The organism is Stutzerimonas sp. C6.4V (genome assembly GCF_058536345.1).
In genome coordinates, this window is sequence record NZ_JBZUBM010000001.1 from 1,600,323 (window position 1) to 1,625,054 (window position 24,732).

Consider the following 24,732-nt stretch of genomic DNA (forward strand, 5'->3'; position numbering starts at 1 on the left):
TGGAGGTTCGAAAAATGCTGTTCCACGTAAAGATGATCGTAAAACTGCCGGTCGACATGGATCCGGCCAAGGCCGCGAAACTCAAGGCCGACGAGAAGGAACTGGCCCAAGGGCTGATGCGCGAAGGCAAGTGGCGCCACCTGTGGCGCATCGCCGGGCAGTACGCCAACTACAGCGTCTTCGATGTCGCCAGTGTCCAGGAACTGCACGACACACTGATGCAACTGCCGTTGTTCCCCTACATGGAAATCGAGGTCAGCCCGCTGTGCCGTCATCCGTCCTCAATCCGTGAGGACGACAGCTGATATTTAGCTAGGGCCTCAAACGAAGCAAGTAAGCATTAGATGGCTGCTTTAGAAGGAGCCGGCGATCACTACGGCCTCACGTCGAATCAGTTTTTCGTCGTGTCGTCGTGAGCAACACTGAAACCTGCGCCAGTGGCTACACCGTTGCAACGGCGATAGCTGCTCATTAATAAAAACAAGAGTCTTCGAAATGAATCAGCCAAACGCGATTACGTCCCACGGGAATACTGAAAGCTCCGGCTTGAAGCCGCTGTCGCTTGTCATAGGAATAGCCATAGCTCTCGCCGCGGCCTTGCTGCTCCCCGATACCCTCGATACCAACGCCAGGGTAGTCGCAGGCATTGCGATATTGATGGCGGTATGGTGGATCACTGAAGCTATCCCAATTCCCGTGACTTCTCTGCTCCCACTGGTGCTTTTTCCGCTTCTGGGCATCACCTCGATCAACGACGCTGCAACGCCTTACGCCAATTCGATCGTGTTCCTAGTTCTGGGGGGCGTATTGCTAGGGCTAGCCACGCAACGCTGGAATTTGCATCGTCGATTCGCTCTGCTCACGGTTCTGTCGGTGGGTACCAAACCTGCGCAAATCGTGTTCGGTTTGATGGCCGCAAGTTGGTTCATCACCATGTGGGTGAGCAACACGGCGACAGCCGTGATCATGATGCCGATTGGCGGTTCGATCATTCTTCTCGTCAAATCGCTAGGAAATGAAGACGCGACCCCAAAATTCTCGGCGGCGGTTTTGATTGGTATCGCCTATGCAATCACCATTGGCTCGATGGCAACCCTGATTGGCCAGCCTCCAATGGCGCTCATGCGCGCCTATTTGGCCAATTCGCATGGGCTAGAGATCGGGTTTGGGCATTGGATGCTATTGGGTGTTCCGTTTGCTCTGGTCATGCTCCTAATTGCCTGGCTGGTTCTGACCAAAATCATATTTCGCTCGGAGGTGAGTGATATTAAGGGTGGCCGCGACATGATCGAGGCTGAATTGAAGACTATGGGGCCGTTATCAGCCGAAGAGAGCCGCGTGCTGATGGTGTTTTCAGGTGCCGTCTTCTGTTGGGTATTCCTTCCGCTGCTGGCACGGATTCCGCTGATTGAAGGGGCACTTCCATGGCTGACTAATGTTAACGACACCAGTGTGGCGATTCTGGCTGCCGTGCTTATGTTCGTGGTTCCAGCAACCAAAGGGCAGGGAGCTCTGCTCAACTGGTCAGCGACGCGTGATGTTCCTTGGGGTGTCCTGATCTTATTTGGCGGCGGTTTGACCTTGTCAGCGCAATTCACAGCCACAGGTCTGAGCGTCTGGATAGGCGAGAGCGTTTCCGGACTCGCCGGGTTACCCCCGATACTTATCCTGATCGTGACCGCATTAGTCATCATCCTTCTCACCGAACTTACGAGCAACACAGCTACCGCAGCGGCATTCTTTCCCATCATGGGCTCGATTGCGGTAGGACTTGGTATCGATCCGCTGCTGATGACTATTGTCGTTACGTTTGCAGTCAGCTGCGCCTTCATGCTGCCCGTTGCCACGCCATCCAACGCCGTCGCGTTCGCCACAGGGGACCTGCCTATCCGGCACATGATTCGAGCTGGTATCTGGATGAACGTCATCGGGTTGCTTCTGATCATCGTCGCGCTTTATACAATCGTACCGCTGGTCTTTGACGTCTCGTTTTGATGGCCGGCCCGTCCTAGTAGGATGGCTTGAGATTTTGCCCTGGCCGTATGATTGCGGCTGGCGGTGGTCTTATAACCGATGGTCTATCCCCTTCTGAGTTGTGGGGACCTCGGCTTTGTTTGAGGGGGTTAGACTTGCAAAGTGGAGTTGCTGGCCAGGATACCGCCGGTGGGTAAAGTACGGCTTCCTAACAGTAGGTGTAGCTAACGGATTCGGCTCGCTATACTGACGCTTGCGCTTGGGGCGGTCACCGTCTCCCCGCTGGCAAAATAATCCGGGAGCATTGCCCCTATGAGCTTGGTAAAAGAACGTACCGCCGCCGTTGTGCAGACACGAAATTTTCTTCTTGAATTGTCTAGAGAATCATCTCTACCTGAATCCTTACGTCGTCAGGCAAAACATCTATTGAGGCATTACCCCACCTCTGATGATGTTTGGCTAGCTGGTAGGGCTGAAGAACGGCGTCGATACGAGCTACGACTGTTAGAGGATAAGCATGGTCCTCTGCATCCGTCGCTCGGCCTTTGGCTTGTCGTAGATCCGATGTTTTGTGACGAGAGCGCTGATGCGAGCTCAGCCACACCGTAGGTGACGTAGCAGAGTCCTCGCGCTGGGTAAGGGAGTGCCTGCAACGCGGACTGATTTGGGAATATCAGTTGAAAAATGAAGCTGAAAGTAACGCTGGATAATGCAGGCGCAGTGCACCAGATCAACGCAGAGGCAGTGTAATGAAAATCGAGCCGATTCGTAGCGAAAGCGACCTGGCTACGGCTTTGGCGCGCTTGGAGCACCTGTGGGGCGCGCAGATCGGTTCGTTAGAATGTGATGAACTGGAAGAGCTCGCGGCGTTAATTGAGAAATACGAGGAGGCGCATTATCCAATGCCGCCTTCGGATCCCGTCGAGGCCATCAAGTTCCGAATGGAACAGCAAGGACTGGGCGAAATCTAGCGCGACCTATAGCGAAGAAAAAATCATTGAGCGAGCGAGTTGCTTCAACTACTGGGTCTACTATGGCGTTATCGAAGTCAGCCCGAGTAAGAATGCCTGTTAGCGGCTTTAGTCCATCCGCGCGCTAGCCAGCGCCATCGCCTGCGCCTCGGTTAGCGCGACGGGCATGGAGGGGGCGGTTGGCAGCGGGCCGCTGATGAATGCTGCATTGGCCGATTTACGCCCTGCGCGGCCAGGTGCTTTCAGCTATAGATCAATGAGTATTGCGAGGCGGCAAGAGTTTGCATCTGGTGTTTAGCGCACTCGGATCGTTCGAAGCAGGGCCTAAAGCCGCTTCATTCACAAGAAGCAATGCCGATCGCATCCATACTGGCATTTTACAACCTTTTAGCTTACGCAACTCTTCGCTACTCATGGCTTTTGTGATCCTGGAAATGACCTGCGCGGACAACCCCTGTTTTCCGAGGTAATAGAGCGCGGTGAGCACCGTTCCTATCTTCGTTCCGGCGTACTGCATGCGCGCATTAGAGACATGCCTGAGGCGAACCACCGCATTGCCAGCTTTGATCACGCGGGTAGTACCGCTGGTGTAGTAGGTCGGCACAACCTGCATCTGCGTACTGAGGCCCAACCTCCTAACAGCCTCCGCCCCGTGTATTTGGATCGTCTCGCCGTTCGCCTTAGCAAGAACCATCATAATGTCTATCGGACTTGGGCGTACCCTGCAGCCGGTGTATATGCTCATCTTTGGGCGCATATAGACGCCGCGAGCGACACGCTCCAGAAGGCCTGATTTCACTAAGTTTGAAAGTGTCTTATCAACCGCAGCTCTTGAACCTACCTGCGCGAAAACGTTGCGTGAAAAAGGCCTCCCTTTTCGCATGTGCTTGACTCGGCTCCAGACAGCTTTCGCGACAGACATGAGTACCTTTGAATGGTTTACGTCAGATAGGAAGGTGGAGCAATCCTTCAGCCGCGAGCTAAGGACTGTTACTTGCAGTTCGTGCTTGAGCCCGATCGCGCAGCTGGCTCACTGATAAACCCCGTACTCAATGCGCTCTAGGCAGTCGTTTACTACCTGAAACCCCACAGGATTGCTGACAACGTCTAGAGGTATTTCGCCTTCCAGATATCTGCAGGGCCGACCCAGCCATTCTTCGGCTAGCATTTGAGTACCGAACACTTTGGTAGCGCGCTCCAGGAGCGTAGCAAATTGAAAGGCCACAGCGCTCTGCACAGAGCTGAGGCGCACGGTTTGATTTCCCTTGCTCTGTCGTTGAATCGTCCTAGCGGATTTGCCCACGATGCGGGTAAGGACCTTCTCCGCCGAGTAGAGATCGGAAATCGAAAGCATGTCTTGCACATCTTTCATCTCGAACCCCTCGGCAGTCAGTTTGTAAACCATAGTTGGACTGAGCAGTCCAGGGTCACTACGGAGGAGGTACTCCGTAGGCTTGCGGGCGGCGAGTGCCGTTTTATCGGCACGCCTGGCGGCGTTAACCATAAAGAGCTCCTCCATATGCGACCGACAAACCTTTGGCTCCGCTTGATCCACACTGCGCTTAGCATCAAAAGCTGCATCGGTATGTAGTATTGCTCTGCTCAAAGCCAGTGTCGATCACGGTGTCCATCTGACGCATCCGCTTAGCGTGCTTTGAAAACGTTGTATGTCCAGTTTCCGGTTTTATATTTTTTAAAGGTTATTGATCGCAACGTTAGCGGCTGGCTCATCGCCCATTACTATCCTTCGGAGGCGGAGCGGTCATTGCTAAGCTGGTGGCATGCGCCGCGGGACTTTGCTGGTAGTGGCTCGCCGCTGCCTCCCCCCTGCGCACATCTATTCCGACTGTTTCTGGGGAATCGCGATGACACAGCGTGTGAATATCGAGGACTAGGACGACGACTGCACTATGAGATTGACCGACGAAATTCTGCTAATGATGGATGCCGACGTGGGGGTGCTTTACCTGCTTGAGGAATATGTAGGCACGACCCGCTGCCTAGTGCTTAGCAAGACTAAACACATTCCCGATCGAATCGATGACCTGGTCCGTCGCTGGGGTTCGTTCGGTAAGATAGCAGCAGATTTAAACGGGAAGGACGAATGAGCGCCTTGAGCTGATGAGACGGCCGAAGGTTACGTGCTGCCATTGCCCTTCGAGCCTATCTTGTCGGTATGCGTAATTGTCCCACCTGCTAGGGCAGAGCTCTCTATCTTATTAAAGGCTTCGATTGCCTCCGCGTTGAAAAAGCTGTGGTAGCGCGGTGATCGCTGCAGCCGACGAATTTTGTCTATGGCATCCGAGCGGATTTTTGATAATGAATTTCCATCGTCATTTGACATGCATGAGCCCCTACTATCAATCAATTGTCTCGGAAGCTAGAGCTTCAGACGGCCCGCAGAAATTAACAAGCCTACACTCTGGATGATGTGTCTTCTACCGTCCAGTGAAGCGGATCTGAAGCTACCGAAACGGCGACACGCTGGATTGCGTTGTATTCTCTTACTTCCATAGAACCGTGAGTGTAGCCCGTGAATTAGCTGGCAGCGCGTTCCCTCGAGAAGTGACTGGTAGGATTTCCCCGGAGGTTAGAGGGCTTAGCCGCTCAGCCTGATTGGACTGTCCTGGCTGTTGAGAGCGGGCTCGAGCAGCGATAACCTACTTTTTTGGGGCTACTGTTTTACTTTTAGCCCCTTTACGGAGTGAGCGCGCTGCTCATCTAGCGAGTTGTAATAGGTATTCTGGGTGGTACTCATACTGTTGTGACGAAGGTTGGCCTGGAGATCCTTCATGTCACGGTGCGGTGCATCGAAAGTGGCGGATGTATGGCGCAACCAATGCAACGACGCCGAGCGCAGCTGATCAATCTCGTCATCGCTCCAGCCTTCCTCAGACATGCGCGCCAACGAACGATCAAACAGTTCCTGTAGCAACAATCGAATGTGGCGGTCAGAAAGCCCAGCTCGACCTTTTAGTGAGCCAATTAGCGGAGTGCTCTCATGAGCGGAGGGCAGGGGAGGAAGCCCGAGGTGTACACGGTAGCGCACCAGGTAGGCGTGGATGTAATCATCCCGGACGCTGATTTTCGCAGCTTTGTTGCCTTTGCCCACCACATGAAACCACCAGTTACCCATGCTGTCGCGACGAATATCGCCCATCGTTGGCGTCCAGTTATCGCGTCCGACTAGATCGGAGACCCGCAGGTACATAGAAAACAAGGTGGCAACAATAAACAACGTTCGCTCATACAGTGCATCCTCCGCAGCCATTAGCTCAGCGGTTTCGATCACGTAGCTCCATTGCAGCTGGGTCAACGAGCGAGAAGCGACATCCACCGTATTGCGTTGCTTGTAGATCCACTTTTGCTTCACTGCGCGAAACGGGTTGACCTCAGTCAGCCCCTCATCGATGGCGTGTTGGAAAAAACTGCCACACACAGCAAACACCTGACCGACGGAACCCTGGGACATCCGATAGACCCGGGAGGGAAGGGGCCCCGCGGATTCCGCCGCGATTTTGCGCTCCCGCTTAGCGACTGTATAGGTGAACGGACGCCAGTCTTGGTTGATCATAAAACTGTCCGTTTCCAGCGGCTTCCTGCCGCCAATACGTAAAAACCTCGATTTAACTACCGGTCCCACCCAGTCGGCAGGTGGGTTTAGACAGAAGTCCATGAAGGCCTCGGCATCGCGGCGCCTCAAAGCCAGAAGAGGCTTACCGGCCAACAAAAGTGACCACAATAGGAGCCGCTCGGCGTGCGTTCGATAGGAGTTGAACGTGGCTTCGTTGCCTACGTAGGACTTCAGAAAGCCTCTGACTGCCATATATCCCTCTGTGGCCTGAAGCTCCCCAGGAAAGTCCAAAAGGAAGTCGCACACCAGAGGCAGCTCGCCATGCAGGTGTAGAAAGTTGAGTCCGTGGAAGCGCTCAAAGGTCTCGAAAAGTGGCTGAGGGCGCTGCGACATCCTGTGTTAATGATCCGGACGGAGTTAACTGGAGGTGTATAGACTGACTCTTTCAGCGTATCTGTGCAATATCCGGGTCTGGTGATTATCGGATATTGCTGTGTGGAACGACGGTCCGTCACGGTTAATCCTGATAATACCTACCATAGGTATATGCGAGACTCGTAATACGTAGATCTTGTTTCAGTTCGGCGGGCAGGCGGGTTTGAGCGCTACTCCTTGCGCCACTGTCCCTCAGTAGCCTCGGGTTTGACGCAAGTAAAATGTCCCAATGACCGCCGTTTTCTTCCTCTAAAGTAATATCCGCATGCACCTGTCTGAGCGCTGCACGAACGACCTCTCGAATTTGGCGAACGCTAAGCCCCGGACGCCCGTGGCTAGTCTCTAGAAGCGGAACTCCGTCATCTTGTTCCGGCAGCGGTGATAGTCCTCTGCTTTTCCGGTATCGTTTCAAGTAGGGTAAAAATTTAGGGTTGACTGCGATCCTTTGCGGCTGGGTGCCTGGGATATCTAGGACCAACCACCAACTGCCGTCCTCAAACGAGAAACAATCCATACTTGGCCAGTACTCACCACTCGCTGCAAGATCAGTCGCGCGTAGGCACAAAAATACAGTCGCAGCTACAATGAAAAGAGCGCGCTCTCCCGCAGGGTCGCCTGTTGCACGAATCTCTAGAATTTGCATGACACGAAAGAGTTGGCCTGAAGTTAGGAAGCGTCGGGCGGGGTGATCTGCTTTGTCTGCACTCCCACTCTGCAATCTAGACGCGACGACTGGATTGACTGCGGCTGCATCCTCTGCATGTAGGAAATTGTAGAAGGAACTGCAGATGCTCTGTATCTGTCTCAATGTACCAGTGAATGGTCTGTAAGATTTTGACTCCGGTTGACTGCGGATGTTGAGAGGTCGCCAGCCTTCGTTGAACGTCCAATTACCGTCGCTTTGAGTGAATCGCGCCGAAGGTGCTACACCGACCCAAGGCCGAGGTGGCCTTTTGCAGAAACCAACGAATTGTTCAAATTCATTTCGATTTAATGTCAAAGCCGATTTACCAGCGAAGATCCAGCTCCATAGAAGCAGACGCTCCACAAAAGTACGGTAAATACCGTAGGTTCCGGCTGCACGATTATGGAGGGCTAGAAAACGAAGCCCCCATTCAAAATCCTTCTCAACGTCAAACTCGGCCAAAAAACTCCTGAGATAGGCTGCGACGCAGGGGTAGCAAGCATAGTACTGCTTAAGGTCCAAAAGCATAGACTCGGGACCGGCAAAGAGCGGATGCGGGTCTCTGGTGTATGCTGGCATCGGAGGCTCCATCTACAGGTGGTAGCGTTCAAAGCTGCTTTCCGTAACCGTAGCAGAGACTTTTTAGTCTTGTTTTTATTTTTTTTGAACCGTTCAAAAAGCTTCTGGAGTCTGCTTTTTCGGCTGGATATCGGCGGGCAGTAATGGGCTTCCAGAACAAGACAGCCCATACCTCTCTGATTTTGCAGTATTTTTTTTGATCAGGTTTTATCTCTTTTACTGTCAGGAGCCACAGGTGAAGGACTGGTGCTGGTTACTAGCATCACCATTTCGCTAATTTAACATAATATAGATTATGCGAAGCGGCTAGTTGATCATGCTGTTCGGGTTGCCCACGACGGTCAGCTTGGGTTCGGGCAGTCGGTCAGGATCGGCTTTGCCGGGCACCTGCTGCCGCTGGCGTTGGTCGCGGTTGTCTTCGCGGGAGCCACGGTCCGGGATGGCAGGATCGAAGTAACCACGCTCGACGGCGGTCGCACAGAACTGAAAGTCCGTATCAACACGGGTGCCCTGTTGCGTGTAGCACTGGCAGACGGTGGGAACGCCGTTGACGACTGCGGTAGCCATGCCGCCGTAATTGCGCCGGTAAGACGCCTCGTCGGTGCTGCTCAAGCAGTAAAGGCGCGGATAGGCCTTGGCCTCGGTAAGCCCATCGTAGATCGGCGCAGACGATGGCAGCTGTTCGATACGGGGCATGCGGGCCTGAAGGTATTCGGCCTTGGTTACAGGCGTGCCCATGCCTGAAACGCCAGCCGGTCTAGCGATGCTGGGCAGGACTGATCCAGCAGCCTCCTTGACCTGGGCTACCACATCACCAGTGGCAGCGGCATCGGCACCGCCCGAGTATTTCTGGATCAGCGAATAGACGCCGATTGCAGCAACCAGGATGACACCAACCGCCAACACTGCCTTGCGCGATGGCTTGAACTTGAAATGGTGTTCGCCCTGGGAGCTTGTGTAGACGCCGAACATTTTCTTATCGAGCGTGATGATCGTCCGGCTCGACTGGCTGAAGCTGCTGAGCTTTTCGACGTCAGTGACCACGCGGGGCGTCTCGTACCGGCTGACTTTCTGGCTGCCGAAAATCCGCCAGTAGTGAATGTGCATGTTGCAGAGACGGCGAATGTGCACATCGAGAAAGCGCGGGTCCTGGGTGATCAGATGAATCTGATGGCCACGGTGACGGACCGTCTCGAAGGCGGACACATGAGGCGGTACGGCGTGGCGAGGGTCGCGGACGCCAAACATGGGTTGCGACTCACTGCCCTGCGCCTCATCCACGACAATGATGGAATCTTTGGGGAGCTCGTGCCACTTGAGCGGGTCTTCGAACTCGAACCACTGCGCCTTGAGCTTGGATGGATCTAGGCCGGAGACGTTGTGGTAGTAGACCACCCTGCTTTCGGCCTTGGCCTGGGCGTCTACTTCCTTGATGGTGTTCAGGGTCTTGCCGTTGCCGGGCAAACCGGTGCGAAGGACGATCGGAGAAGACATGGTTTAGCCCTGCCCTGTGCCGGTCAGGAATTTATACCTGCCGATCTTATCGGTCTGGCTGAGGCCGTTGATCAACATGCGGGTAACGATGGCGGCAAAGTAGATATTGATGGCGACGTCCACCTGGGCGAGCCCGAGCAACGCGCCGATCTCGGGCGGCAACGATCCAAACTTGCCGACGATGGCATCTTTGGCCTCGTTGATAACAAGGTTGATGCCGGTATAGGTAATCAAGCCGATACCAAGCAGGCGCAACACCGACTTGACCAGGGGGCCGACAACGGCACTGAGCATCGAGAACAACAGAACAAATTGCATGGTTAACCTCCAACTCCACGACCAACATAGAGCGCGGCAAACAGCAGCGCACAGGAAACGATTACCGGGGCGATCCCTTCGGCAAACGAGCAGAACGGAGCAAAGTCCATCTCAACATTGGCACCCGCAAGCAAACTGACACGACGTGGCGCTGGGCAGCTGGACGTCAGAAAGCGGGTACCGCTGGCGATGAACGACGGCGCTTCGATGACCTCCTCTTTCACCTGATATTGCTCGCCCTGAACAGCGTCGGTGACCTGTTGCTTGTTGCCTTCCCAATCCATGGCCTTTTGCGTCGCGCAGACCTCCTCCTTTTGCTGACGGAGAATCGCGCACTGGATGGCATCGCCCTGGCAGGCCACAGGCACATCGCAAGACTCACCTGTTACCTTGGTTTCTGCGCCCTCTTCTTCTTCGCGGTCCTGCTGGGTTTTGCCGTCACTGTCGTAACAGTCCGAACCGGTACAGCTGGAAGATGTGCCACCGTCCGAACCATCGGGATTGGTCTTGCTGTTGCTGACAGTAGTGGTGGTCGTGGTGGTGCAAGAACCTGAACCAATGCAATTGGTTGTATTGGTCGTGGTGGTGGTCTTTGTGTCTTTGGAACCGTCCGAATTTTCCTTTACTTCTATATCGGTAGTAACTTCCTTTTCGGTCATCTTAGGCGCCGGGGAATTTGGAACACATACCGCCTTTCCATCGACCGAACCGAAATCGCAATCAAGTTTGCCAGGGTCGGTATACGTCTCGGTTGCAGTGCAACTATATGTGTATTGCTGACAAGAGCCGTTAGAGTCAGTAACTAAACAGACCTTATTGGTACATTCTGATGTTTTCTGGGCTTCCGGCTTATTTTCACTGGGCGCATCGACTGGCGTTTCACCCGCCGCACAGGTAACGCCATCGCCGAAATAGGAATAGGTCGCCCAGGCGCCAGATGGGTCGCCACTCACGAAACGATACGGCTTGCCGTCCATTTCAGGGTCTGAATATTGGCAGGAGCCACTACAGACAGAGGATGGAGGCGGAGAATAACCAACGGTGCCCAGAACGATTTCGCCGAGTTTGTGGCGGTGGCCGATTTTGTTGCCGGTGGTGGGGAGGCAGGGGTCTTCCTGTGGAGGCTGAGGCGCATCACAGCCACCTGAGATGGGATTATAGGTAGCATCAGGTTGGCAAGTGTCGCCCATTCGATATACAGATCCCAAACTTCCACCGGAACTAATGTTGCAGCTGGCAACAAGACCATCGGAACGGACCGTTGCAGATACAGTGGAAGCATGGGTGGCCTTACAGGCAGTTAGCGCATCAGGATAGGATCCCTGGCCATACATATCCTGCCAATAATAAGAGACGGCAAAGCTTATATTTGAATAGAGAGAAAGCGAACAAAATAAAAAGAACGTTTTTTTCATCACACCCGCCCAAAGAACAAAAAAGCAAACGCCGCTGTTACAACGACGAGAACATATACATTCGGATCAAAGGTCATATATGCGGGTCCGTTTTGCGGGTTGCTCCTGCGTCGCTAACTCCGCAAAAACGGAGCCGCGATGCTGAGAAAAAAAAGGGCCACCGAGTTACCAGGGTGGCCCGCTGCGGATCGCCCTGGATTAGAGAGCGCGGCGCAGATACTTGAACGCAGCAGCCGCGATGATCACGACCAGGACGAGGCCGCCGATGGTGGTGACGTCGGTTTTGGCTTCAGCCAGAGCAGTGGAAACGGTTGTATCAACGGCAGCAAAGGCCGGAACGACTGCACCGAAAACCAGTCCAGATACAACAGCGAGTTGAACAGCAATATTTTGCGGTTTCATGGTTAGAGCACCTTTTTGATGACGAGGATGACGAAGACCGCGGCAAACAAGGCCACCGTAAGGCCGATGAGTTCGTTACGGTCTTCTGCTGAAAGCCCTGGTGTTAACAGGGCGGACATCTCCTCGGATGTGTACTGAGTAAGCGCACCGGAACAGCCGATCTCACCGGCAGGCCCGAGCGTCCAAGCAGAATCACAGCCGAGAAAATTCATGGATTAGTTACTGCCTGCTGCTTTAGCAGGTACCTGCTGCTGAGCAGGAGCAGTTTGAACTGTTGAAATACGACGGGACTGGCGAGGATCGAAGTTGAATTGAACGCGGCCGTCTTTAACCTCTCCGGTTACATCACACTCATAATCACCAGTTGGGAGTACTTCATTCTGCTTTGTACAGTAATACGAAAACTTCTGCGGGAAGTCGCAACCGGGAAGATGGGCATAAGCTTCGGCCATGGTGTAGTCATTGCCTTTGGCAGACTTACCGGAGCGTGAAGTGCAGTTGGCGGTAACAGTTACTCGAAGTTTCATGGTGTATCTCCGGTTAGAAGCCGAAAAGCTCGGCAACGCATGGGGTGCCACGCTCTTGGCGATCCAAGAACCATTGGCGTTCGGGCTTGATGCCCAGAGACTGGCGAGCGTCAACGGCTGCCAGAGTTTCGTTAACTTGCTGCTGCAGGACAGGGTTCACGAACGCCCTAGCCTGCTGCTGCATTTGCATCGTGCGGCGCTGGCCGGCGGTCAGTTGGGTGCCTTGAAAGCTGACGGTCCTCATGCGACGGACTCCAAAAAGAAGTTCGGATCAACAATCTCGGAGGCGTCGAAACAGTCGGGGCAGACTGCAAAATGTGGCGCAGTTGTAAGATCCAGGAGCGCCGTAGAATCAACTGGCATGTTGTGGAGCTGCCCAATGTGGCAATCGCAGAGGTCACAAAAAACACGGTCAAAGAGGATCATGCGGCCACCTGCAAATGGTTCGGGCGCTGGTACCAGCTCGGAATCGGCAGGACGGTGGACTTGGTGATTTCGCGGGCCTGACGGACGAAGACAGGAGCAAAGCGGCTGGTGTCGCAAGCATTGCGGATGTTGATGCCGATGCGGTTTAGGCGGGCTGCGTGAGTCTTGACAGCGGACTTGTCGAAGTCGAATTGCTGGCCGTGCATCCACTGAATCGCATACATCGCGGTGGTATTTGCAGCACGGGTATTTTCAACAATTTGCTCAGCTAAGAGCTGTTCAGATATGGAAACGATGTCCATCGCGGTCACCTTCAATCGCTCGTCAATTCTCAAAAACTCGTCATGGAGTTCGGCAAAACGCCTTTCATCAAACAGGCCCCAATAACAAAGCCCTTCACGCTGGAGATATTCGCTCTTCAACTCCTGTTCCATACGCACAACACCGAACTCGGCGCAGTAGTTGCGGACGCGCATGACATACAGGTATTCGGGGGACTGATCGCCATAGAGGCGCTTCATCTTCGGGAGAAGGTTTTCGTCCATCTCAAAAGCTTTGTCGTAAGCCTTGCGATACTGGAGGCGACCGCCTTTACCGTTGCCCTTGGGGGTCCAAGAGACGGTGCGACCGTTCGGGTAGAGAAAGCCGACGCTGTGACCGATGCGCTGAGAAGAAACGCCGCGCAGATAGGCAAGTACGTTGCCCTCCCCAACCGATACGTTGGTTGTCAGGTCGAGACGCTCAATCTTTGCGCCATCTGCAACACGGTCACCGGACTTGGCGCCCGAAGCACCGTCACGAAGATCGACGCGAGTGCAGCGGGTAAAGCCAGGAAGTCCGTATTCAGCAAGGAGCTGGTTATAAACCGAAACACACTGCTCGATGGTCGAGAACCCGAAGAGGTTATCCAGCCGCCCTACCCGGCTTGGATTGCCTTCGACTCGAATTTTGCGGCCCTGAACGTGAATCGTGACCGAAGTGGAATGGCTGGCTTCATGCTTGAAACGAGGCTGGCGGGTACTGATGACCTCGTTGGTATTGGTGTCAATCGTGAGCGTCAATATATCGCAAACGATTGGGAGATCTGTTGAGTGCTCCTGAGACACCGTAAACCAGTCGATGAACATCCCTTCTCACCCCGAAGCATGCATGCATGCAAATCACAATGGAGCGAAATGTATACGAGGGAACTTGCGTGCGTCAACACAAATCACATGCATGCACGTAGACTTCGACGGGTATTTATTTATGGGTAAATTGACAATGCCAGCGACCTTGCGGTTATCGAACGCTGAGCAGGAAGCTCTGCGGAAAAAGTGCATAGAAATCAATAAGTTACTGGTTAAGCAGGGCCTAATGCCCATGAAAGACAGCGAGCTTGCGCACAAAATCCTAGAAAAATCAGTACCTTGCGTTCAGGTAACGCAAAGCGGAGAGCTGGTTTTGGAGTGCGAGCTGTAAAGGTTTGTATGGGAATCCATACCAAAGTGGGGGTGTAACAGCACCCCCACCCACTCAGCCTGAAAGCAGGATAAAAAAAGCGAGGAGCATGGATGCCAATCGGGATAGTTGGATCAAAGGCATGGCTGCTGCTGATAACGGTCACAGACCCTGTACCAAGATCAATTCCATACGCAGATCCCCCGCTGCACATGGAGCAGGAAGAGCAGTGCCGAAGCATCGCCGACGCGATCAACGGAAAGGTTCAGCAAGCCGGAATTAGCGGCAAGATAGCGGCACGATGCGCACAGATTGAATACATCGAGATACCAGCAGAGCTTGACGAAATGTTCAAGAAGCGCCGCTGAAAGCTACCGAATTACCATGACCTGACCGTCTCAGGTGTTGGCGGTCCTGGGAGACTGCAAGGCGAAGCCGGAAGCTGCCGAGGTAGCCAGTTTGGTTAATCAGCACGCGGATTGAGTTTTGAGGGGGACGCCAGGACGGGGACGCGAAAAGCCTCCAGAGGGCCGCTAAGGCCGCTGGGGGCTTTTTTGCTATCTGGGGTTGGGGCCGCTGCGCGGGTGTCGTCGCAGAGGCTACAGCGTCAGTCTCAGGGGAGTGCCGGCGACTAATATGCCGCAAGCGGCATGGTCGAGGTTCAATCAGGTCCAAACAAAAAGTCGAAAATCTGGCATGTACCCCAGATGGCGGGCAGGACAAGCAGACAAATAAGAAAGGTATCAAGCATCGATCAAATCTCCCTGTGCAACATGATCCAACAGGCCGCGAGCAGCATCAGCAGCGCGGTCAATCGTCTGTTTTTGGACTGCAATAATCTGCCTGAGCTTGGCAATTTCATGCTTTTGCTCGCGCACGATACGGGAAAGATCGACCGCATCTAGAGCGGCCATCTTAAACGCCTTGCTGGCGACATTCTGGCCGTACTGGGCACGCATGAGCGTAGCTTGGGCATCGTCTACTTCAAATTTGATCAGCATGGTTTTGGTACCTTTCCGTTGAACCAGGTTCGTTCCTCGATCGGGAAAATGGTACCAAATCATTCAGGGCACTCCTAGCGTTTTGGTACCATTCCTGTCGGCGCCGGCGCGCTCCTGGTCAACAAAATGGTACCGCCTCGCATAATCCGGGATTGATGTTACGGCGACACCTTGGCCGTTTGATAGTCCCAAGACGCCGCCTCAACATAATCCCGAGTCCCATTATGCGAACTCATGACTGCTCGCCAGGCTATCTGGGCTCACCGGTAGTTTGAAGCCTATGGCGCTCTCTAATGTGGCGACGACAATCAGCATTGCACAAATATGGTACGCGGTATGGCGCGGAAACCCGGCTCAGGCGTTCAAATACGCCCTGTTTTTCGTTGGCATCGGTCTTGCTTTAACACTAACGCCAGGAAGCTGCGGCTCACGGACGAGAAAATTCGAAATAGCTGACTAGGGTTCCGGCTCGCATTGCGAGTGGCTGGTCCGAGAGTTGGCGACCTCCAGTGAGGTTACACGGCGGGATAAAAGCCCGGGAGACGGCGTTTGAAACGCAGCTCCTTTGCCATGTCCACTCACTGGAGGCTCCTTTATGCCACCGCTCGGATTCGACAAGACGACCGGCCAGCGGCAACTCTCCCAGATCTACAGGGAGATCGCTCTATGCGCCTGATCAACCGGGTGCCGGGCCGCAGCGGTTGGACGCTACTGGTCATCTTGCCCTTCGCGATCATTCTGTTCGCTTACCTGACCAGTTCGGCACAGCGGCTGGACACCAACCCCAACGACAAGCTCCTGCCTAGCTTCACCCAGATGTCCAGCGCTGTAGAGCGTCTGGCATTCACCCCTGACAAACGCAGTGGCGATTACCTGTTCTGGCAGGACACCGCCTCCAGCCTCAAACGTCTCGGCGTGGGTTTGGCGGTCGCTGCAGTCGTTGGCCTTTGCCTTGGCGTAGCGGCCGGCACCTTGCCGCTGTTCAGCGCGCCCTTGTCGCCGCTATTGACAGTCCTGTCCATGGTGCCGCCGCTGGCGATTCTGCCGATCCTGTTCATCGTGTTCGGGCTTGGTGAGTTGTCCAAGGTCATGCTCATCGTGATCGGCGTAACACCGGTGCTAGCGCGTGATCTGGAGCAGCGTGCACGGGAAATTCCGCCGGAATTGTTGATCAAGGCGCAAACCCTCGGCGCGAACACCTGGACGCTGATCCTGCGCGTGGTGTTGCCACAGATACTGCCGCGCCTGCTGATTGCCATGCGACTGGTGCTCGGCTCCGCCTGGCTCTTTCTCATTGCCGCCGAAGCCATCGCATCCACCGATGGCCTGGGCTACCGAATCTTCCTGGTGCGTCGCTATCTGGCGATGGATGTGATCCTGCCCTACGTGGCCTGGATCACCCTGCTGGCATGGACCATGGATTTCAGTCTGCGCAAGCTCACCGAGCTGGCCTTCCCCTGGTATGAAGGAGCCAAGGCATGACCGAATCCAGCATGAGCCAGGCCAGCGTACAGGCGAAAAAGCCCTTCATTCAGGTCAACAACGTCTGGCAGGAATACGGCGATCAGGTGGTGCTGGAGCGCCTGAGCCTGACCGTTGCCGAAGGCGAGTTCTGCACCTTGGTTGGCGCGTCCGGCTGCGGCAAATCCACATTTCTGCGCATGTTGCTTGGGCAAGAACGTCCCAGCCGCGGCGAAATCCTGCTGGATGACCAGCTCATCGCCGACGAACCGGATGCCAGTCGCGGCGTTGTGTTCCAGCGCTACTCGGTATTTCCCCATCTATCGGTACTCGACAACGTTGCCCTCGGCCTGGAACTGCCCAAGGCGCCGGTGCTGGGCCGACTGTTCGGCCAAGGTAAGCGTGATGCTCGCGACCAGGCAGAAGTCATCCTGCGCAAGGTCGGGTTGGGCCATTCGCTGGACAAGTACCCGGCACAGCTATCCGGCGGTATGCAACAGCGCCTGGCCATCGCTCAAGCGTTGGTCATGAAGCCTCGCGTCCTGTTGCTCGATGAGCCCTTCGGCGCGCTCGATCCGGGCATTCGCAAGGACATGCATGAGCTGCTGCTTGAGCTATGGCAGGAAACACGGCTGACCGTATTCATGGTCACCCATGACCTGTCCGAAGGTTTCACCCTCGGCACTCGCATCCTGGTATTCGACAAGATCCGCCTCGATCCCCATGCACCCGGCGCCTATGGCGCTCGCGTGACCTACGACATTCCGCTGAACGCTGACCGTCGAGTTGCCCGCGCCGCCATTGGCGATCTGTCGGCACAGCTCGGCCAAACGCATACCGCTAATCAAGGAGCCTAAGATGAGCGCTTCACTTGCAATCCGCCCTACCCTCTATGAAGAAACGCTTCCTGGCGGCGGGCATACCTCCTTCGTGCTCAAACGCGGGCAGCTGCTGCGCCTGACCGACATCGAAGGCGGCGCCAACGTCAGCATGCTGATGTTCAACGCCGCTGAAAAAAGCGAGCGCCTGAATTTGCCTGACACTCTTAAAGGCCAACATACCGCCAAGCTCACCACAGGACACTGCCTGTATTCGGATATGGGCCGTGTGCTGGCTTGCATAACAGCGGATACCTGCGGCTGGCACGACAGTTTTGGTGGCGTGCTCAACGCCGCTGAAGTCGCCGAGAAATATGGCCAGGGCCGCTACCAGGAACTGCGAAACGGCTTCTTTCGCAACGGTGCGGACAACCTTCTGGTGGAAATGGGCAAATGGAATCTCAACCTGCAGGACCTGCTCATGACCTTGAACCTGTTTAGCAAGGTCACGGTGGATGCGGTCGGCGGCTTCGCTTTTCAGCCCGACAATTCAAAAGCGGGTGATTACGTCGAGCTCTACGCCCCCATGGATGCGCTAGTGGTGCTCACGGCCCTGCAACACCCCATGGACCCATCTCCCGAATACGCGCCAAAGCCTGTGCAACTGAGCTGGCACCGGGTCGACAGTGACGGCATCAGTGTGCTCTGCCGCACCTCGCGCCCCGAAAACGGCCGCGCCTTTCATAACACCGAACGGCTCTACATCTGAGGAGGCGCCGCCATGACCATTCACGAGAGCAACCTTCACCCAGAAACCGCCGTGTTCCGCCATGTAATCCCTGCGGGCGAGCCTTACCTGTTCGAAGTAAAAGCGGGCCAGTCCTTGCGATTGCTGGATCTCGAAGGCAACCAGGCTATCGATACGCTGTTCTTCAGCGCGAAGAACCCACGTGAGCGTTTCGACCCGCAGCGCACGCTGCGCAAACAGAACAAGGTCTACCTTACCGCCGGCACGGTCCTGTATTCGAACCTGGGCAATCCGCTGCTGACCATCACCGCCGATACCTGCGGGCGACACGACACCCTCGGCGGCGCCTGCGCCCAGGAGAGCAACGTGGTCCGCTACGCACTGGACAAGCGCTACATGCACAGCTGCCGTGACAACTTCCTGCGCGCCAGCCTGCACGACGGGCGCCTGGAAAAGCGCGACATCGGCGCCAATATCAACTTTTTCATGAACGTGCCCGTCACGGTCGATGGCGGCCTTACCTTCGAGGATGGCATTTCAGCGCCCGGAAAGTACGTGGAGCTGAAAGCTGAAATGGACGTGATCGTCCTGATATCCAACTGCCCCCAGCTGAATAACCCATGTAATGGATGGAACCCTACGCCTGCCGAGGTGCTGGTGTGGGACTAAAAAATAGACAACTGGCGAGCCTTAAGCCCGAAACGATTCGACGGTGGCTCTTCTCGCTATGTCAGAGCCGCTCGGGCCAATGTCTTAGGCAACCTCCACTGTTCAGGTCAGATCCTCCAGCACGTTCGGCTGGCGACCGCTGAACCGGCCTCAATGAATCTGTTTTCCGCCATGGACGACCGTGGTGCAGACCCAACAGCGGCGGGACGGCCCGCCACCTTCGAGGGTTCCTCGAATGTTCGACAAACTCCTGATTGCCAACCGCGGCGCCATTACCTGCCGCATCCTGCGCACCCTGAAGGCGCTCAACTGCAAGGGTGTGGCCGTCTATTCCGAGGCTGATGCTGCCAGCCTGCACATTCAGCAGGCCGACGAAGCCCTCAGCCTGGGCGAAGGCCCGGCTTCGGGCACCTACCTGGCGGTCGAGAAAATCCTCCGTATCGCGCGGGAAACCGGGGCCAAGGCCATACACCCCGGCTACGGTTTTCTCTCCGAGAATGCGGGTTTCGCCGAAGCCTGTGAAGCCGCAGGCATTGCCTTCGTCGGCCCGACACCGGAGCAACTTCGGGTGTTTGGTCTCAAGCACACCGCCAGGGCACTGGCAAAGCAGCATGGCGTGCCGATGCTCGAAGGCACCGAACTCCTGGAAAATCTCGACGCCGCGCTGAAAGCGGGAGACGAAGTGGGCTACCCGGTGATGCTGAAAAGCACTGCCGGCGGCGGCGGCATCGGCATGCGCGTGTGCCGCTCGGCTGAAGAACTCACGGATGCTTTCGAGGCGGTCAGGCGGCTCGGGCAGAACAACTTCAGCGACTCGGGTGTATTCATCGAAAAATACATCCAGCGTGCCCGTCACCTCGAAGTCCAGGTTTTCGGCGACGGGGCCGGCCAAGTCGTTGCCCTCGGCGTACGCGACTGCTCGGTGCAGCGGCGTAACCAAAAGGTGCTGGAGGAAACCCCCGCGCCGAATCTGCCGGACGGCATGGCCGAGGCCTTATGCGAGGCGGCAGTAAAACTGGCCAAGGCGGTGAGCTACCGCAGCGCTGGCACCGTGGAGTTCGTTTATGACAGCGAGGCCGAGCGCTTCTATTTTCTGGAAGTGAACACCCGCCTGCAGGTCGAACACGGCGTCACCGAGCAGGTCTGGGGCGTCGATCTTGTGCGCTGGATGATCGAACTGGCCGCCGGCGACCTGCCTCCGCTGACCGAACTGATTAAAGGCCTGGAGCCCAAGGGCCATGCGATCCAGGCGCGCCTGTATGCCGAAGACCCGGGCCGCGACTTCCAGCCGAGCCCGGGCCTGCTCACCGTCGTGGATTTCCCCAAGGGCGACGGAAAGTCCCTGCGCATCGACACCTGGGTTGAAGCCGGCTGCGAGATCCCGCCCTACTTCGACCCGATGGTCGCCAAACTCATCACCTGCGGGCCCGATCGCGAGGCAGCCCGCGCCGCGCTGGATAGCGCCCTGGGCGATTCCGTGCTCTACGGCGTGGAAACCAACCGCGACTACCTGCGCCAGATCCTCGCCTACACCCCTTTCGCCAACGGTAATCCCTGGACTCGCTGCCTGGAAGGTCTGACTTACCGAGCCACCACCTTTGAAGTGATCAGCGCAGGCACCCAGTCCACGGTTCAGGACTTCCCCGGCCGCCAGGGCTACTGGGCGGTGGGCGTACCGCCGTCCGGTCCGATGGACAACCGCGCCCTGCGCCTGGGCAACGCTCTCTTGGGCAACCCAGCCGATGCGGCGGGCCTGGAAATCACCATGAGCGGGCCAATCCTGCGCTTCAACACCGACGCCGTAGTGGCGGTGACCGGTGCCGAAATTCCACTGAAGCTGGACGACGTTGAGCAGCCCATGTGCACCGCCCTCTTCGTCCCGGCTGGCAGCACCTTGGCCATCGGCACCATCGCCGGGGCAGGCGCACGCAGCTACCTCTGTGTACGCGGCGGCCTGCAAGTCCCCAAGTACCTGGGCAGCCGGAGCACCTTTACCCTCGGCCAGTTCGGTGGCCACGCCGGTCGAGCCCTGCGGGCCGGTGACGTGCTGCACCTGACCGAGCTGACCGATACCTCCGCCGATGCCAGCCTGCCGGCCGAGGTGTGCTCGGCCCTGCCGACGGTGAGCGAAATCCGCGTCATCTACGGCCCGCATGGCGCGCCGGAATACTTCACCGAAGGCTATATCGAGACCTTCTTTGCTACAGATTGGGAAGTGCATTTCAACTCCAGCCGCACCGGCGTGCGTCTGATCGGGCCCAAGCCCGAATGGGTCCGCGAGAGCGGTGGCGAGGCCGGGCTGCATCCGTCCAATATCCACGACAACCCCTACGCCATCGGCGCGGTGGATTTCACCGGCGACATGCCGGTTATCCTCGGCCCCGACGGCCCGAGCCTCGGCGGCTTCGTTTGCCCGGTGACAGTCATCGAGGCGGACCTGTGGCAACTCGGCCAACTGAAGGCCGGAGACAAGGTTCGGTTCGCGCCGGTGGATTTGGCGACGGCGCGGCAGTTGGCGAAGTCGCTCGACTATTCGCTCACCCCTCACCCTGGCCCTCTCGCCACTGGGGAGAGGGAACACACCCCCTCAGCCCAGGGACGGACCACCCCCATCGTCCTCGACCTGGGTGAAGCCGACACGCGCCTGGTCGCCCGCCTCTCCGGCGACACCCACCTGCTGCTGGAGATCGGCCAGCCGGAGCTGGATCTGGTGCTGCGCTTCCGTGGCCATGCGCTGATGCAGGCGCTGGAGGCGAAAAACCTGGATGGTGTCATCGACCTTACCCCCGGCATCCGCTCGCTGCAGGTCCACTACCAGCCGGAAACCCTGCCGCTGGACAGGCTACTCGACACGGTAGCCGGCCTCTGGGACGCCGTATGCTCGGCGCAGGATCTGAAGGTCCCCTCGCGTATCGTCCACCTGCCGCTGTCCTGGGACGATCCGGCCTGCCAGCTGGCGATCGACAAGTACATGACCACTGTGCGCAAGGACGCGCCCTGGTGCCCGAGCAACCTGGAGTTCATCCGCCGGATCAACGACCTGCCGAACCTCGACGCGGTTTACGAGACCGTGTTCGAGGCCAGCTACCTGGTCATGGGCCTCGGCGATGTCTACCTCGGCGCCCCTGTCGCCACCCCGCTGGACCCGCGCCATCGCCTGGTCACCACCAAATACAACCCGGCGCGCACCTGGACTGCCGAAAACTCGGTCGGCATCGGCGGCGCCTACATGTGCGTCTACGGCATGGAAGGTCCCGGCGGCTACCAGTTCGTCGGCCGTACCCTGCAGATGTGGAACCGCTACCGCGCCGTCGAGGCCTTCGGCGGCCAGCCCTGGCTGCTGCGCTTCTTCGACCAGATCCGCTTTTACCCGGTCTCGTCGGACGAGCTGCTGAAGATCCGCCGCGACTTCCCGCTGGGCCGCTACCCGCTGCAGATCGAGGAGACCGAGCTGCGGCTGTCCGACTACCAGGACTTCCTGGTCCGTGAGGCAGAGGGCATCGACGCCTTCCGCCAGCAGCAGCGCGCCGCCTTCGACGCCGAGCGCCAGCGCTGGATCGAATCCGGCCAGGCGCATTTCGAGAGCGAGGAGATGGTCGCCGACCTCGGCGAGGATGCCCCGCTCGGCGCCGGCCAGCACGGCATCGAAAGCCATATCGCCGGCAACCTCTGGCAGGTGTCGGTGGCCGAGGGCACGCGGGTCGAGGCCGGCGACGTACTGGTGATCCTCGAAAGCATGAAGATGGAAATCCCCCTCACCGCGCCGGTATCAGGCGTCGTGAAGGAGGTTCGCGTGCAGCCCGGCTCGCCCGTGCGCGCCGGGCAGCGGGTGGCGGTGATCGAGGAAGCCTGACGCCGAACAACCGTAGGGTGGATCACGCTTCACCGATCCACCAACCGGCCCGCAGGGCCGGCCCGAACATCAACGGTGGAAAAGGCTGCGCCGTTTCCATCCTACGAAGGACACGAGCATGAACGACACATTCGACCTGCGCCTCGACACTCTGCGCGCCGCCTATGCCGCCGGTGAAACCACCCCGCGCCGGCTGATCGCTGGACTGCGCGACAAGGCCGCCGCCCTCAATCCCGAATTCAAGCTGTTCATCCACCTGCTGACGACGGAAGAACTGGAACCCTACCTCGCCACGCTGGATGGCAAGTCGCCCGCCGAGCTGCCCCTATACGGCGTCCCCTTTGCCATCAAGGACAACATTGATCTGGCAAGTATCCCCACGACGGCTGCCTGCCCGGCCTTTGCCTATACGCCGGACACCAGCGCGACCATTATCAGCCAGCTGATCGCCCTCGGCGCGATTCCCATGGGCAAGACAAATCTCGACCAGTTCGCCACCGGGCTCAACGGCACTCGCTCGCCCTACGGTGAATGCCGCAACAGTGTGCATCCGGATTACCCGTCGGGAGGTTCGAGCGCCGGTTCGTCTCTCGCCGTGGCGCTGGGCGTCGCGACCTTTGCCCTGGGCACCGACACCGCCGGTTCCGGCCGAGTGCCGGCGGCACTGAACAATCTGGTGGGCCTGAAAGCCACCAAAGGCCTGATTTCGACGGCGGGTGTCGTACCGGCGTGCCGTACGCTGGATTGCGTTACGTTCTTCACTGCCACCGCACTTGAGGCTAGCCAGTTGCTATCGCTGACGGCCGGGCTCGATCCGCGCGACGAATACAGTCGCACCAACTCACAGTGGAACGACGGCGCAGCGTTCGGACGGGTCAAGGCGTTCCGTTTCGGCGTACCGAAGCAGCTCGAGTTCCTTGGCTGTCCGGAAAGCCCTGCGCTGTTCGAGGCCTCCGTCGAGCACCTCAAGGCCATCGGTGGCGAACCGGTCAGCATAGAGTTCACGCCCTTCCTCGAAGCCGCCCGTCTGCTGTATGAAGGCCCCTGGGTCGCTGAGCGCTACAGCGTCGCCGGTGAGCTGATCGAACAGCAGCCGGACGCCGTGTTGCCGGTCATCAAGGCGGTACTGGAGAAGGCGCCGGGAACGACCGCCGTTCAGCTGTTTCGTGCCCAGTACCGCCTGCAACAGCTCAAGGCAATCTGCGATCGGATCATGAACGAGGTCGACTGCGTGCTGACCCCCGCCTACCCTCGCCCCGTGACGCTGGAGGAACTGCGCGCCGAGCCCGTCAAGCGCAACTCGGACCTGGGCTACTACACCAATTTCATGAACATGCTGGACTACGCGGCCGTCGCAACGCCGGCAGGCATGATGCAGAACGGATTGCCGTGGGGCATCACCCTGTTTGGCCGCGCCTTTACCGACCAATACCTGCTGAGCCTGGCCGATGCACTGCAGCGTCACACCGGCATCACGCTCATCGGCGGACAGTCGATCACCTCGTCGGCACCACAGAGCCCGGCTCGCGGCGACCGCGCTCGCGTGGTCGTCTGTGGCGCTCACCTCGACGGCTTGCCGTTGAACTGGCAACTGAAGCAACGCGGGGGTCGGCTGCTCGAAGCCACCCAAAGCTCGCCGGACTACAAGCTCTACGCACTCGCCGGCGGCCCTCCGTTCCGCCCGGGCATGGTCCGTGTGGACGAAGGCGGCGTGGCGATCGAGGTAGAGGTCTGGGAGATTCCGAGCAGTGAGCTCGGCTCGTTCATGACTGGCATTCCCGCCCCGCTCGGCCTGGGCAAGGTACAGCTCGCCGATGGCCGCTGGGAAACCGGCTTCATCTGTGAACCATACGGACTGCAACATGCACGCGACATCAGCGAACTGGGTGGCTGGCGGGCTTACATGAAGCGTCGCTCCTGACAGTCTGGGTTGTGGGCCGTG

The 24,732-nt window shown here is 57.4% G+C and carries 24 protein-coding genes, 1 pseudogene and 1 riboswitch; of the genes and pseudogenes, 11 read left to right on the plus strand and 14 right to left on the minus strand.

Annotation, left to right across the window (positions count from 1 at the left end; all coding sequences use genetic code 11):
- The first annotated feature begins 14 nt into the window (after positions 1-14).
- The 4 genes and pseudogenes from catC to AC4LFW_RS07645 all read left to right on the plus strand — a co-directional run.
- Positions 15-305, plus strand: a complete 291-nt coding sequence (gene catC, locus AC4LFW_RS07630) for a muconolactone Delta-isomerase (RefSeq protein WP_158188539.1) — start codon at positions 15-17, stop codon at positions 303-305.
- A gap of 190 nt (positions 306-495) precedes the next feature.
- The gene (locus tag AC4LFW_RS07635; RefSeq protein WP_158188538.1) at positions 496-1,995 is read left to right on the plus strand and encodes an SLC13 family permease; all 1,500 of its coding nucleotides are present in this window, start codon (positions 496-498) and stop codon (positions 1,993-1,995) included.
- A 291-nt stretch (positions 1,996-2,286) separates the two neighbouring features.
- Positions 2,287-2,583: a BPSL0761 family protein gene (locus AC4LFW_RS07640; RefSeq protein ID WP_307876491.1), complete on the plus strand. Its 297-nt coding sequence runs from the start codon at positions 2,287-2,289 to the stop codon at positions 2,581-2,583.
- 140 nt (positions 2,584-2,723) lie between these two features.
- Positions 2,724-2,933, plus strand: a pseudogene (locus AC4LFW_RS07645) (helix-turn-helix domain-containing protein); the annotation flags it as partial.
- Positions 2,934-3,198: 265 nt separating this feature from the next.
- Here AC4LFW_RS07645 and AC4LFW_RS07650 read toward each other — a convergent pair.
- From AC4LFW_RS07650 to AC4LFW_RS07710, 13 genes are all read right to left on the minus strand, one after another.
- The gene (locus tag AC4LFW_RS07650) at positions 3,199-3,867 is read right to left on the minus strand and encodes a DUF6088 family protein (protein ID WP_342406465.1); all 669 of its coding nucleotides are present in this window, start codon (positions 3,865-3,867) and stop codon (positions 3,199-3,201) included.
- A 108-nt stretch (positions 3,868-3,975) separates the two neighbouring features.
- Positions 3,976-4,449, minus strand: a complete 474-nt coding sequence (locus tag AC4LFW_RS07655) for an Xre family toxin-antitoxin system antitoxin (protein ID WP_158188536.1) — start codon at positions 4,447-4,449, stop codon at positions 3,976-3,978.
- A gap of 633 nt (positions 4,450-5,082) precedes the next feature.
- The gene (locus AC4LFW_RS07660; protein WP_158188535.1) at positions 5,083-5,289 is read right to left on the minus strand and encodes a hypothetical protein; all 207 of its coding nucleotides are present in this window, start codon (positions 5,287-5,289) and stop codon (positions 5,083-5,085) included.
- Between the two features lie 330 nt (positions 5,290-5,619).
- The gene (locus tag AC4LFW_RS07665) at positions 5,620-6,912 is read right to left on the minus strand and encodes a tyrosine-type recombinase/integrase (protein ID WP_199270045.1); all 1,293 of its coding nucleotides are present in this window, start codon (positions 6,910-6,912) and stop codon (positions 5,620-5,622) included.
- 124 nt (positions 6,913-7,036) lie between these two features.
- Positions 7,037-8,218 (minus strand): site-specific integrase, encoded by a 1,182-nt coding sequence (locus AC4LFW_RS07670; RefSeq protein WP_491818500.1) that lies wholly within the window; start codon positions 8,216-8,218, stop codon positions 7,037-7,039.
- Between the two features lie 306 nt (positions 8,219-8,524).
- On the minus strand, positions 8,525-9,712 hold the full coding sequence (locus AC4LFW_RS07675; RefSeq protein WP_491818501.1) for a zonular occludens toxin domain-containing protein: 1,188 nt from the start codon (positions 9,710-9,712) through the stop codon (positions 8,525-8,527).
- Between the two features lie 3 nt (positions 9,713-9,715).
- Positions 9,716-10,030, minus strand: a complete 315-nt coding sequence (locus AC4LFW_RS07680) for a DUF2523 domain-containing protein (protein WP_491818502.1) — start codon at positions 10,028-10,030, stop codon at positions 9,716-9,718.
- A gap of 2 nt (positions 10,031-10,032) precedes the next feature.
- On the minus strand, positions 10,033-11,445 hold the full coding sequence (locus AC4LFW_RS07685; RefSeq protein WP_491818503.1) for a virulence factor TspB C-terminal domain-related protein: 1,413 nt from the start codon (positions 11,443-11,445) through the stop codon (positions 10,033-10,035).
- 198 nt (positions 11,446-11,643) lie between these two features.
- Entirely contained in the window at positions 11,644-11,847 is a 204-nt protein-coding gene (locus AC4LFW_RS07690) for a major capsid protein (RefSeq protein WP_491818504.1), read from the minus strand.
- 2 nt (positions 11,848-11,849) lie between these two features.
- Entirely contained in the window at positions 11,850-12,059 is a 210-nt protein-coding gene (locus AC4LFW_RS07695; RefSeq protein ID WP_491818505.1) for a hypothetical protein, read from the minus strand.
- 3 nt (positions 12,060-12,062) lie between these two features.
- Positions 12,063-12,374, minus strand: coding sequence for a hypothetical protein (locus AC4LFW_RS07700; RefSeq protein ID WP_491818506.1), 312 nt, complete (start codon positions 12,372-12,374; stop codon positions 12,063-12,065).
- 13 nt (positions 12,375-12,387) lie between these two features.
- Positions 12,388-12,618: a hypothetical protein gene (locus tag AC4LFW_RS07705; RefSeq protein WP_491818507.1), complete on the minus strand. Its 231-nt coding sequence runs from the start codon at positions 12,616-12,618 to the stop codon at positions 12,388-12,390.
- A 178-nt stretch (positions 12,619-12,796) separates the two neighbouring features.
- The gene (locus AC4LFW_RS07710) at positions 12,797-13,927 is read right to left on the minus strand and encodes a phage/plasmid replication domain-containing protein (protein WP_491818508.1); all 1,131 of its coding nucleotides are present in this window, start codon (positions 13,925-13,927) and stop codon (positions 12,797-12,799) included.
- A gap of 426 nt (positions 13,928-14,353) precedes the next feature.
- Between AC4LFW_RS07710 and AC4LFW_RS07715 the strand changes: the two genes are divergently transcribed.
- The gene (locus AC4LFW_RS07715; RefSeq protein ID WP_491818509.1) at positions 14,354-14,608 is read left to right on the plus strand and encodes a hypothetical protein; all 255 of its coding nucleotides are present in this window, start codon (positions 14,354-14,356) and stop codon (positions 14,606-14,608) included.
- A 375-nt stretch (positions 14,609-14,983) separates the two neighbouring features.
- Here AC4LFW_RS07715 and AC4LFW_RS07720 read toward each other — a convergent pair whose 3' ends face one another.
- Complete coding sequence (locus AC4LFW_RS07720; protein WP_491818510.1) at positions 14,984-15,241, minus strand: hypothetical protein; 258 nt, start codon at positions 15,239-15,241, stop codon at positions 14,984-14,986.
- 445 nt (positions 15,242-15,686) lie between these two features.
- Positions 15,687-15,785, plus strand: a riboswitch (guanidine-I (ykkC/yxkD leader).
- Positions 15,786-15,907: 122 nt separating this feature from the next.
- On the opposite strand from AC4LFW_RS07720, the gene AC4LFW_RS07725 reads away from it, so the two are divergent.
- From AC4LFW_RS07725 to atzF, 6 genes are all read left to right on the plus strand, one after another.
- Positions 15,908-16,723, plus strand: coding sequence for an ABC transporter permease (locus AC4LFW_RS07725; protein WP_491818511.1), 816 nt, complete (start codon positions 15,908-15,910; stop codon positions 16,721-16,723).
- Entirely contained in the window at positions 16,720-17,559 is an 840-nt protein-coding gene (locus AC4LFW_RS07730; RefSeq protein WP_491818512.1) for an ABC transporter ATP-binding protein, read from the plus strand. The genes AC4LFW_RS07725 and AC4LFW_RS07730 overlap by 4 nt, the downstream gene beginning before the upstream one ends.
- A gap of 1 nt (position 17,560) precedes the next feature.
- On the plus strand, positions 17,561-18,289 hold the full coding sequence (locus tag AC4LFW_RS07735; RefSeq protein ID WP_491818513.1) for an urea amidolyase associated protein UAAP1: 729 nt from the start codon (positions 17,561-17,563) through the stop codon (positions 18,287-18,289).
- Between the two features lie 12 nt (positions 18,290-18,301).
- Positions 18,302-18,937, plus strand: coding sequence for an urea amidolyase associated protein UAAP2 (locus tag AC4LFW_RS07740; RefSeq protein WP_491818514.1), 636 nt, complete (start codon positions 18,302-18,304; stop codon positions 18,935-18,937).
- A 235-nt stretch (positions 18,938-19,172) separates the two neighbouring features.
- Positions 19,173-22,790 carry an urea carboxylase gene (gene uca, locus AC4LFW_RS07745; protein WP_491818515.1) on the plus strand — a complete coding sequence of 1,206 codons (3,618 nt, stop codon included), beginning with the start codon at positions 19,173-19,175 and terminating at the stop codon, positions 22,788-22,790.
- Positions 22,791-22,908: 118 nt separating this feature from the next.
- Positions 22,909-24,711 (plus strand): allophanate hydrolase, encoded by a 1,803-nt coding sequence (gene atzF, locus AC4LFW_RS07750; RefSeq protein ID WP_491818516.1) that lies wholly within the window; start codon positions 22,909-22,911, stop codon positions 24,709-24,711.
- The last annotated feature ends 21 nt before the right edge of the window (positions 24,712-24,732 follow it).

Coding starts and splice junctions, on each gene's coding strand:
- AC4LFW_RS07680 (WP_491818502.1), bottom strand. CDS start 10,030: ATGCAATTTGTTCTGTTGTTCTCGATGCTCAGTGCCGTTGTCGGCCCC.
- AC4LFW_RS07660 (WP_158188535.1), bottom strand. CDS start 5,289: ATGTCAAATGACGATGGAAATTCATTATCAAAAATCCGCTCGGATGCC.
- AC4LFW_RS07670 (WP_491818500.1), bottom strand. CDS start 8,218: ATGCCAGCATACACCAGAGACCCGCATCCGCTCTTTGCCGGTCCCGAG.
- AC4LFW_RS07725 (WP_491818511.1), top strand. CDS start 15,908: ATGCGCCTGATCAACCGGGTGCCGGGCCGCAGCGGTTGGACGCTACTG.
- AC4LFW_RS07700 (WP_491818506.1), bottom strand. CDS start 12,374: ATGAAACTTCGAGTAACTGTTACCGCCAACTGCACTTCACGCTCCGGT.
- AC4LFW_RS07715 (WP_491818509.1), top strand. CDS start 14,354: ATGCCAATCGGGATAGTTGGATCAAAGGCATGGCTGCTGCTGATAACG.
- AC4LFW_RS07685 (WP_491818503.1), bottom strand. CDS start 11,445: ATGAAAAAAACGTTCTTTTTATTTTGTTCGCTTTCTCTCTATTCAAAT.
- atzF (WP_491818516.1), top strand. CDS start 22,909: ATGAACGACACATTCGACCTGCGCCTCGACACTCTGCGCGCCGCCTAT.
- AC4LFW_RS07710 (WP_491818508.1), bottom strand. CDS start 13,927: ATGTTCATCGACTGGTTTACGGTGTCTCAGGAGCACTCAACAGATCTC.
- AC4LFW_RS07695 (WP_491818505.1), bottom strand. CDS start 12,059: ATGAATTTTCTCGGCTGTGATTCTGCTTGGACGCTCGGGCCTGCCGGT.
- AC4LFW_RS07740 (WP_491818514.1), top strand. CDS start 18,302: ATGACCATTCACGAGAGCAACCTTCACCCAGAAACCGCCGTGTTCCGC.
- AC4LFW_RS07665 (WP_199270045.1), bottom strand. CDS start 6,912: ATGTCGCAGCGCCCTCAGCCACTTTTCGAGACCTTTGAGCGCTTCCAC.
- AC4LFW_RS07720 (WP_491818510.1), bottom strand. CDS start 15,241: ATGCTGATCAAATTTGAAGTAGACGATGCCCAAGCTACGCTCATGCGT.
- AC4LFW_RS07640 (WP_307876491.1), top strand. CDS start 2,287: ATGAGCTTGGTAAAAGAACGTACCGCCGCCGTTGTGCAGACACGAAAT.
- AC4LFW_RS07650 (WP_342406465.1), bottom strand. CDS start 3,867: ATGTCTGTCGCGAAAGCTGTCTGGAGCCGAGTCAAGCACATGCGAAAA.
- AC4LFW_RS07675 (WP_491818501.1), bottom strand. CDS start 9,712: ATGTCTTCTCCGATCGTCCTTCGCACCGGTTTGCCCGGCAACGGCAAG.
- AC4LFW_RS07735 (WP_491818513.1), top strand. CDS start 17,561: ATGAGCGCTTCACTTGCAATCCGCCCTACCCTCTATGAAGAAACGCTT.
- AC4LFW_RS07705 (WP_491818507.1), bottom strand. CDS start 12,618: ATGAGGACCGTCAGCTTTCAAGGCACCCAACTGACCGCCGGCCAGCGC.
- AC4LFW_RS07730 (WP_491818512.1), top strand. CDS start 16,720: ATGACCGAATCCAGCATGAGCCAGGCCAGCGTACAGGCGAAAAAGCCC.
- AC4LFW_RS07635 (WP_158188538.1), top strand. CDS start 496: ATGAATCAGCCAAACGCGATTACGTCCCACGGGAATACTGAAAGCTCC.
- AC4LFW_RS07690 (WP_491818504.1), bottom strand. CDS start 11,847: ATGAAACCGCAAAATATTGCTGTTCAACTCGCTGTTGTATCTGGACTG.
- uca (WP_491818515.1), top strand. CDS start 19,173: ATGTTCGACAAACTCCTGATTGCCAACCGCGGCGCCATTACCTGCCGC.
- AC4LFW_RS07655 (WP_158188536.1), bottom strand. CDS start 4,449: ATGGTTAACGCCGCCAGGCGTGCCGATAAAACGGCACTCGCCGCCCGC.
- catC (WP_158188539.1), top strand. CDS start 15: ATGCTGTTCCACGTAAAGATGATCGTAAAACTGCCGGTCGACATGGAT.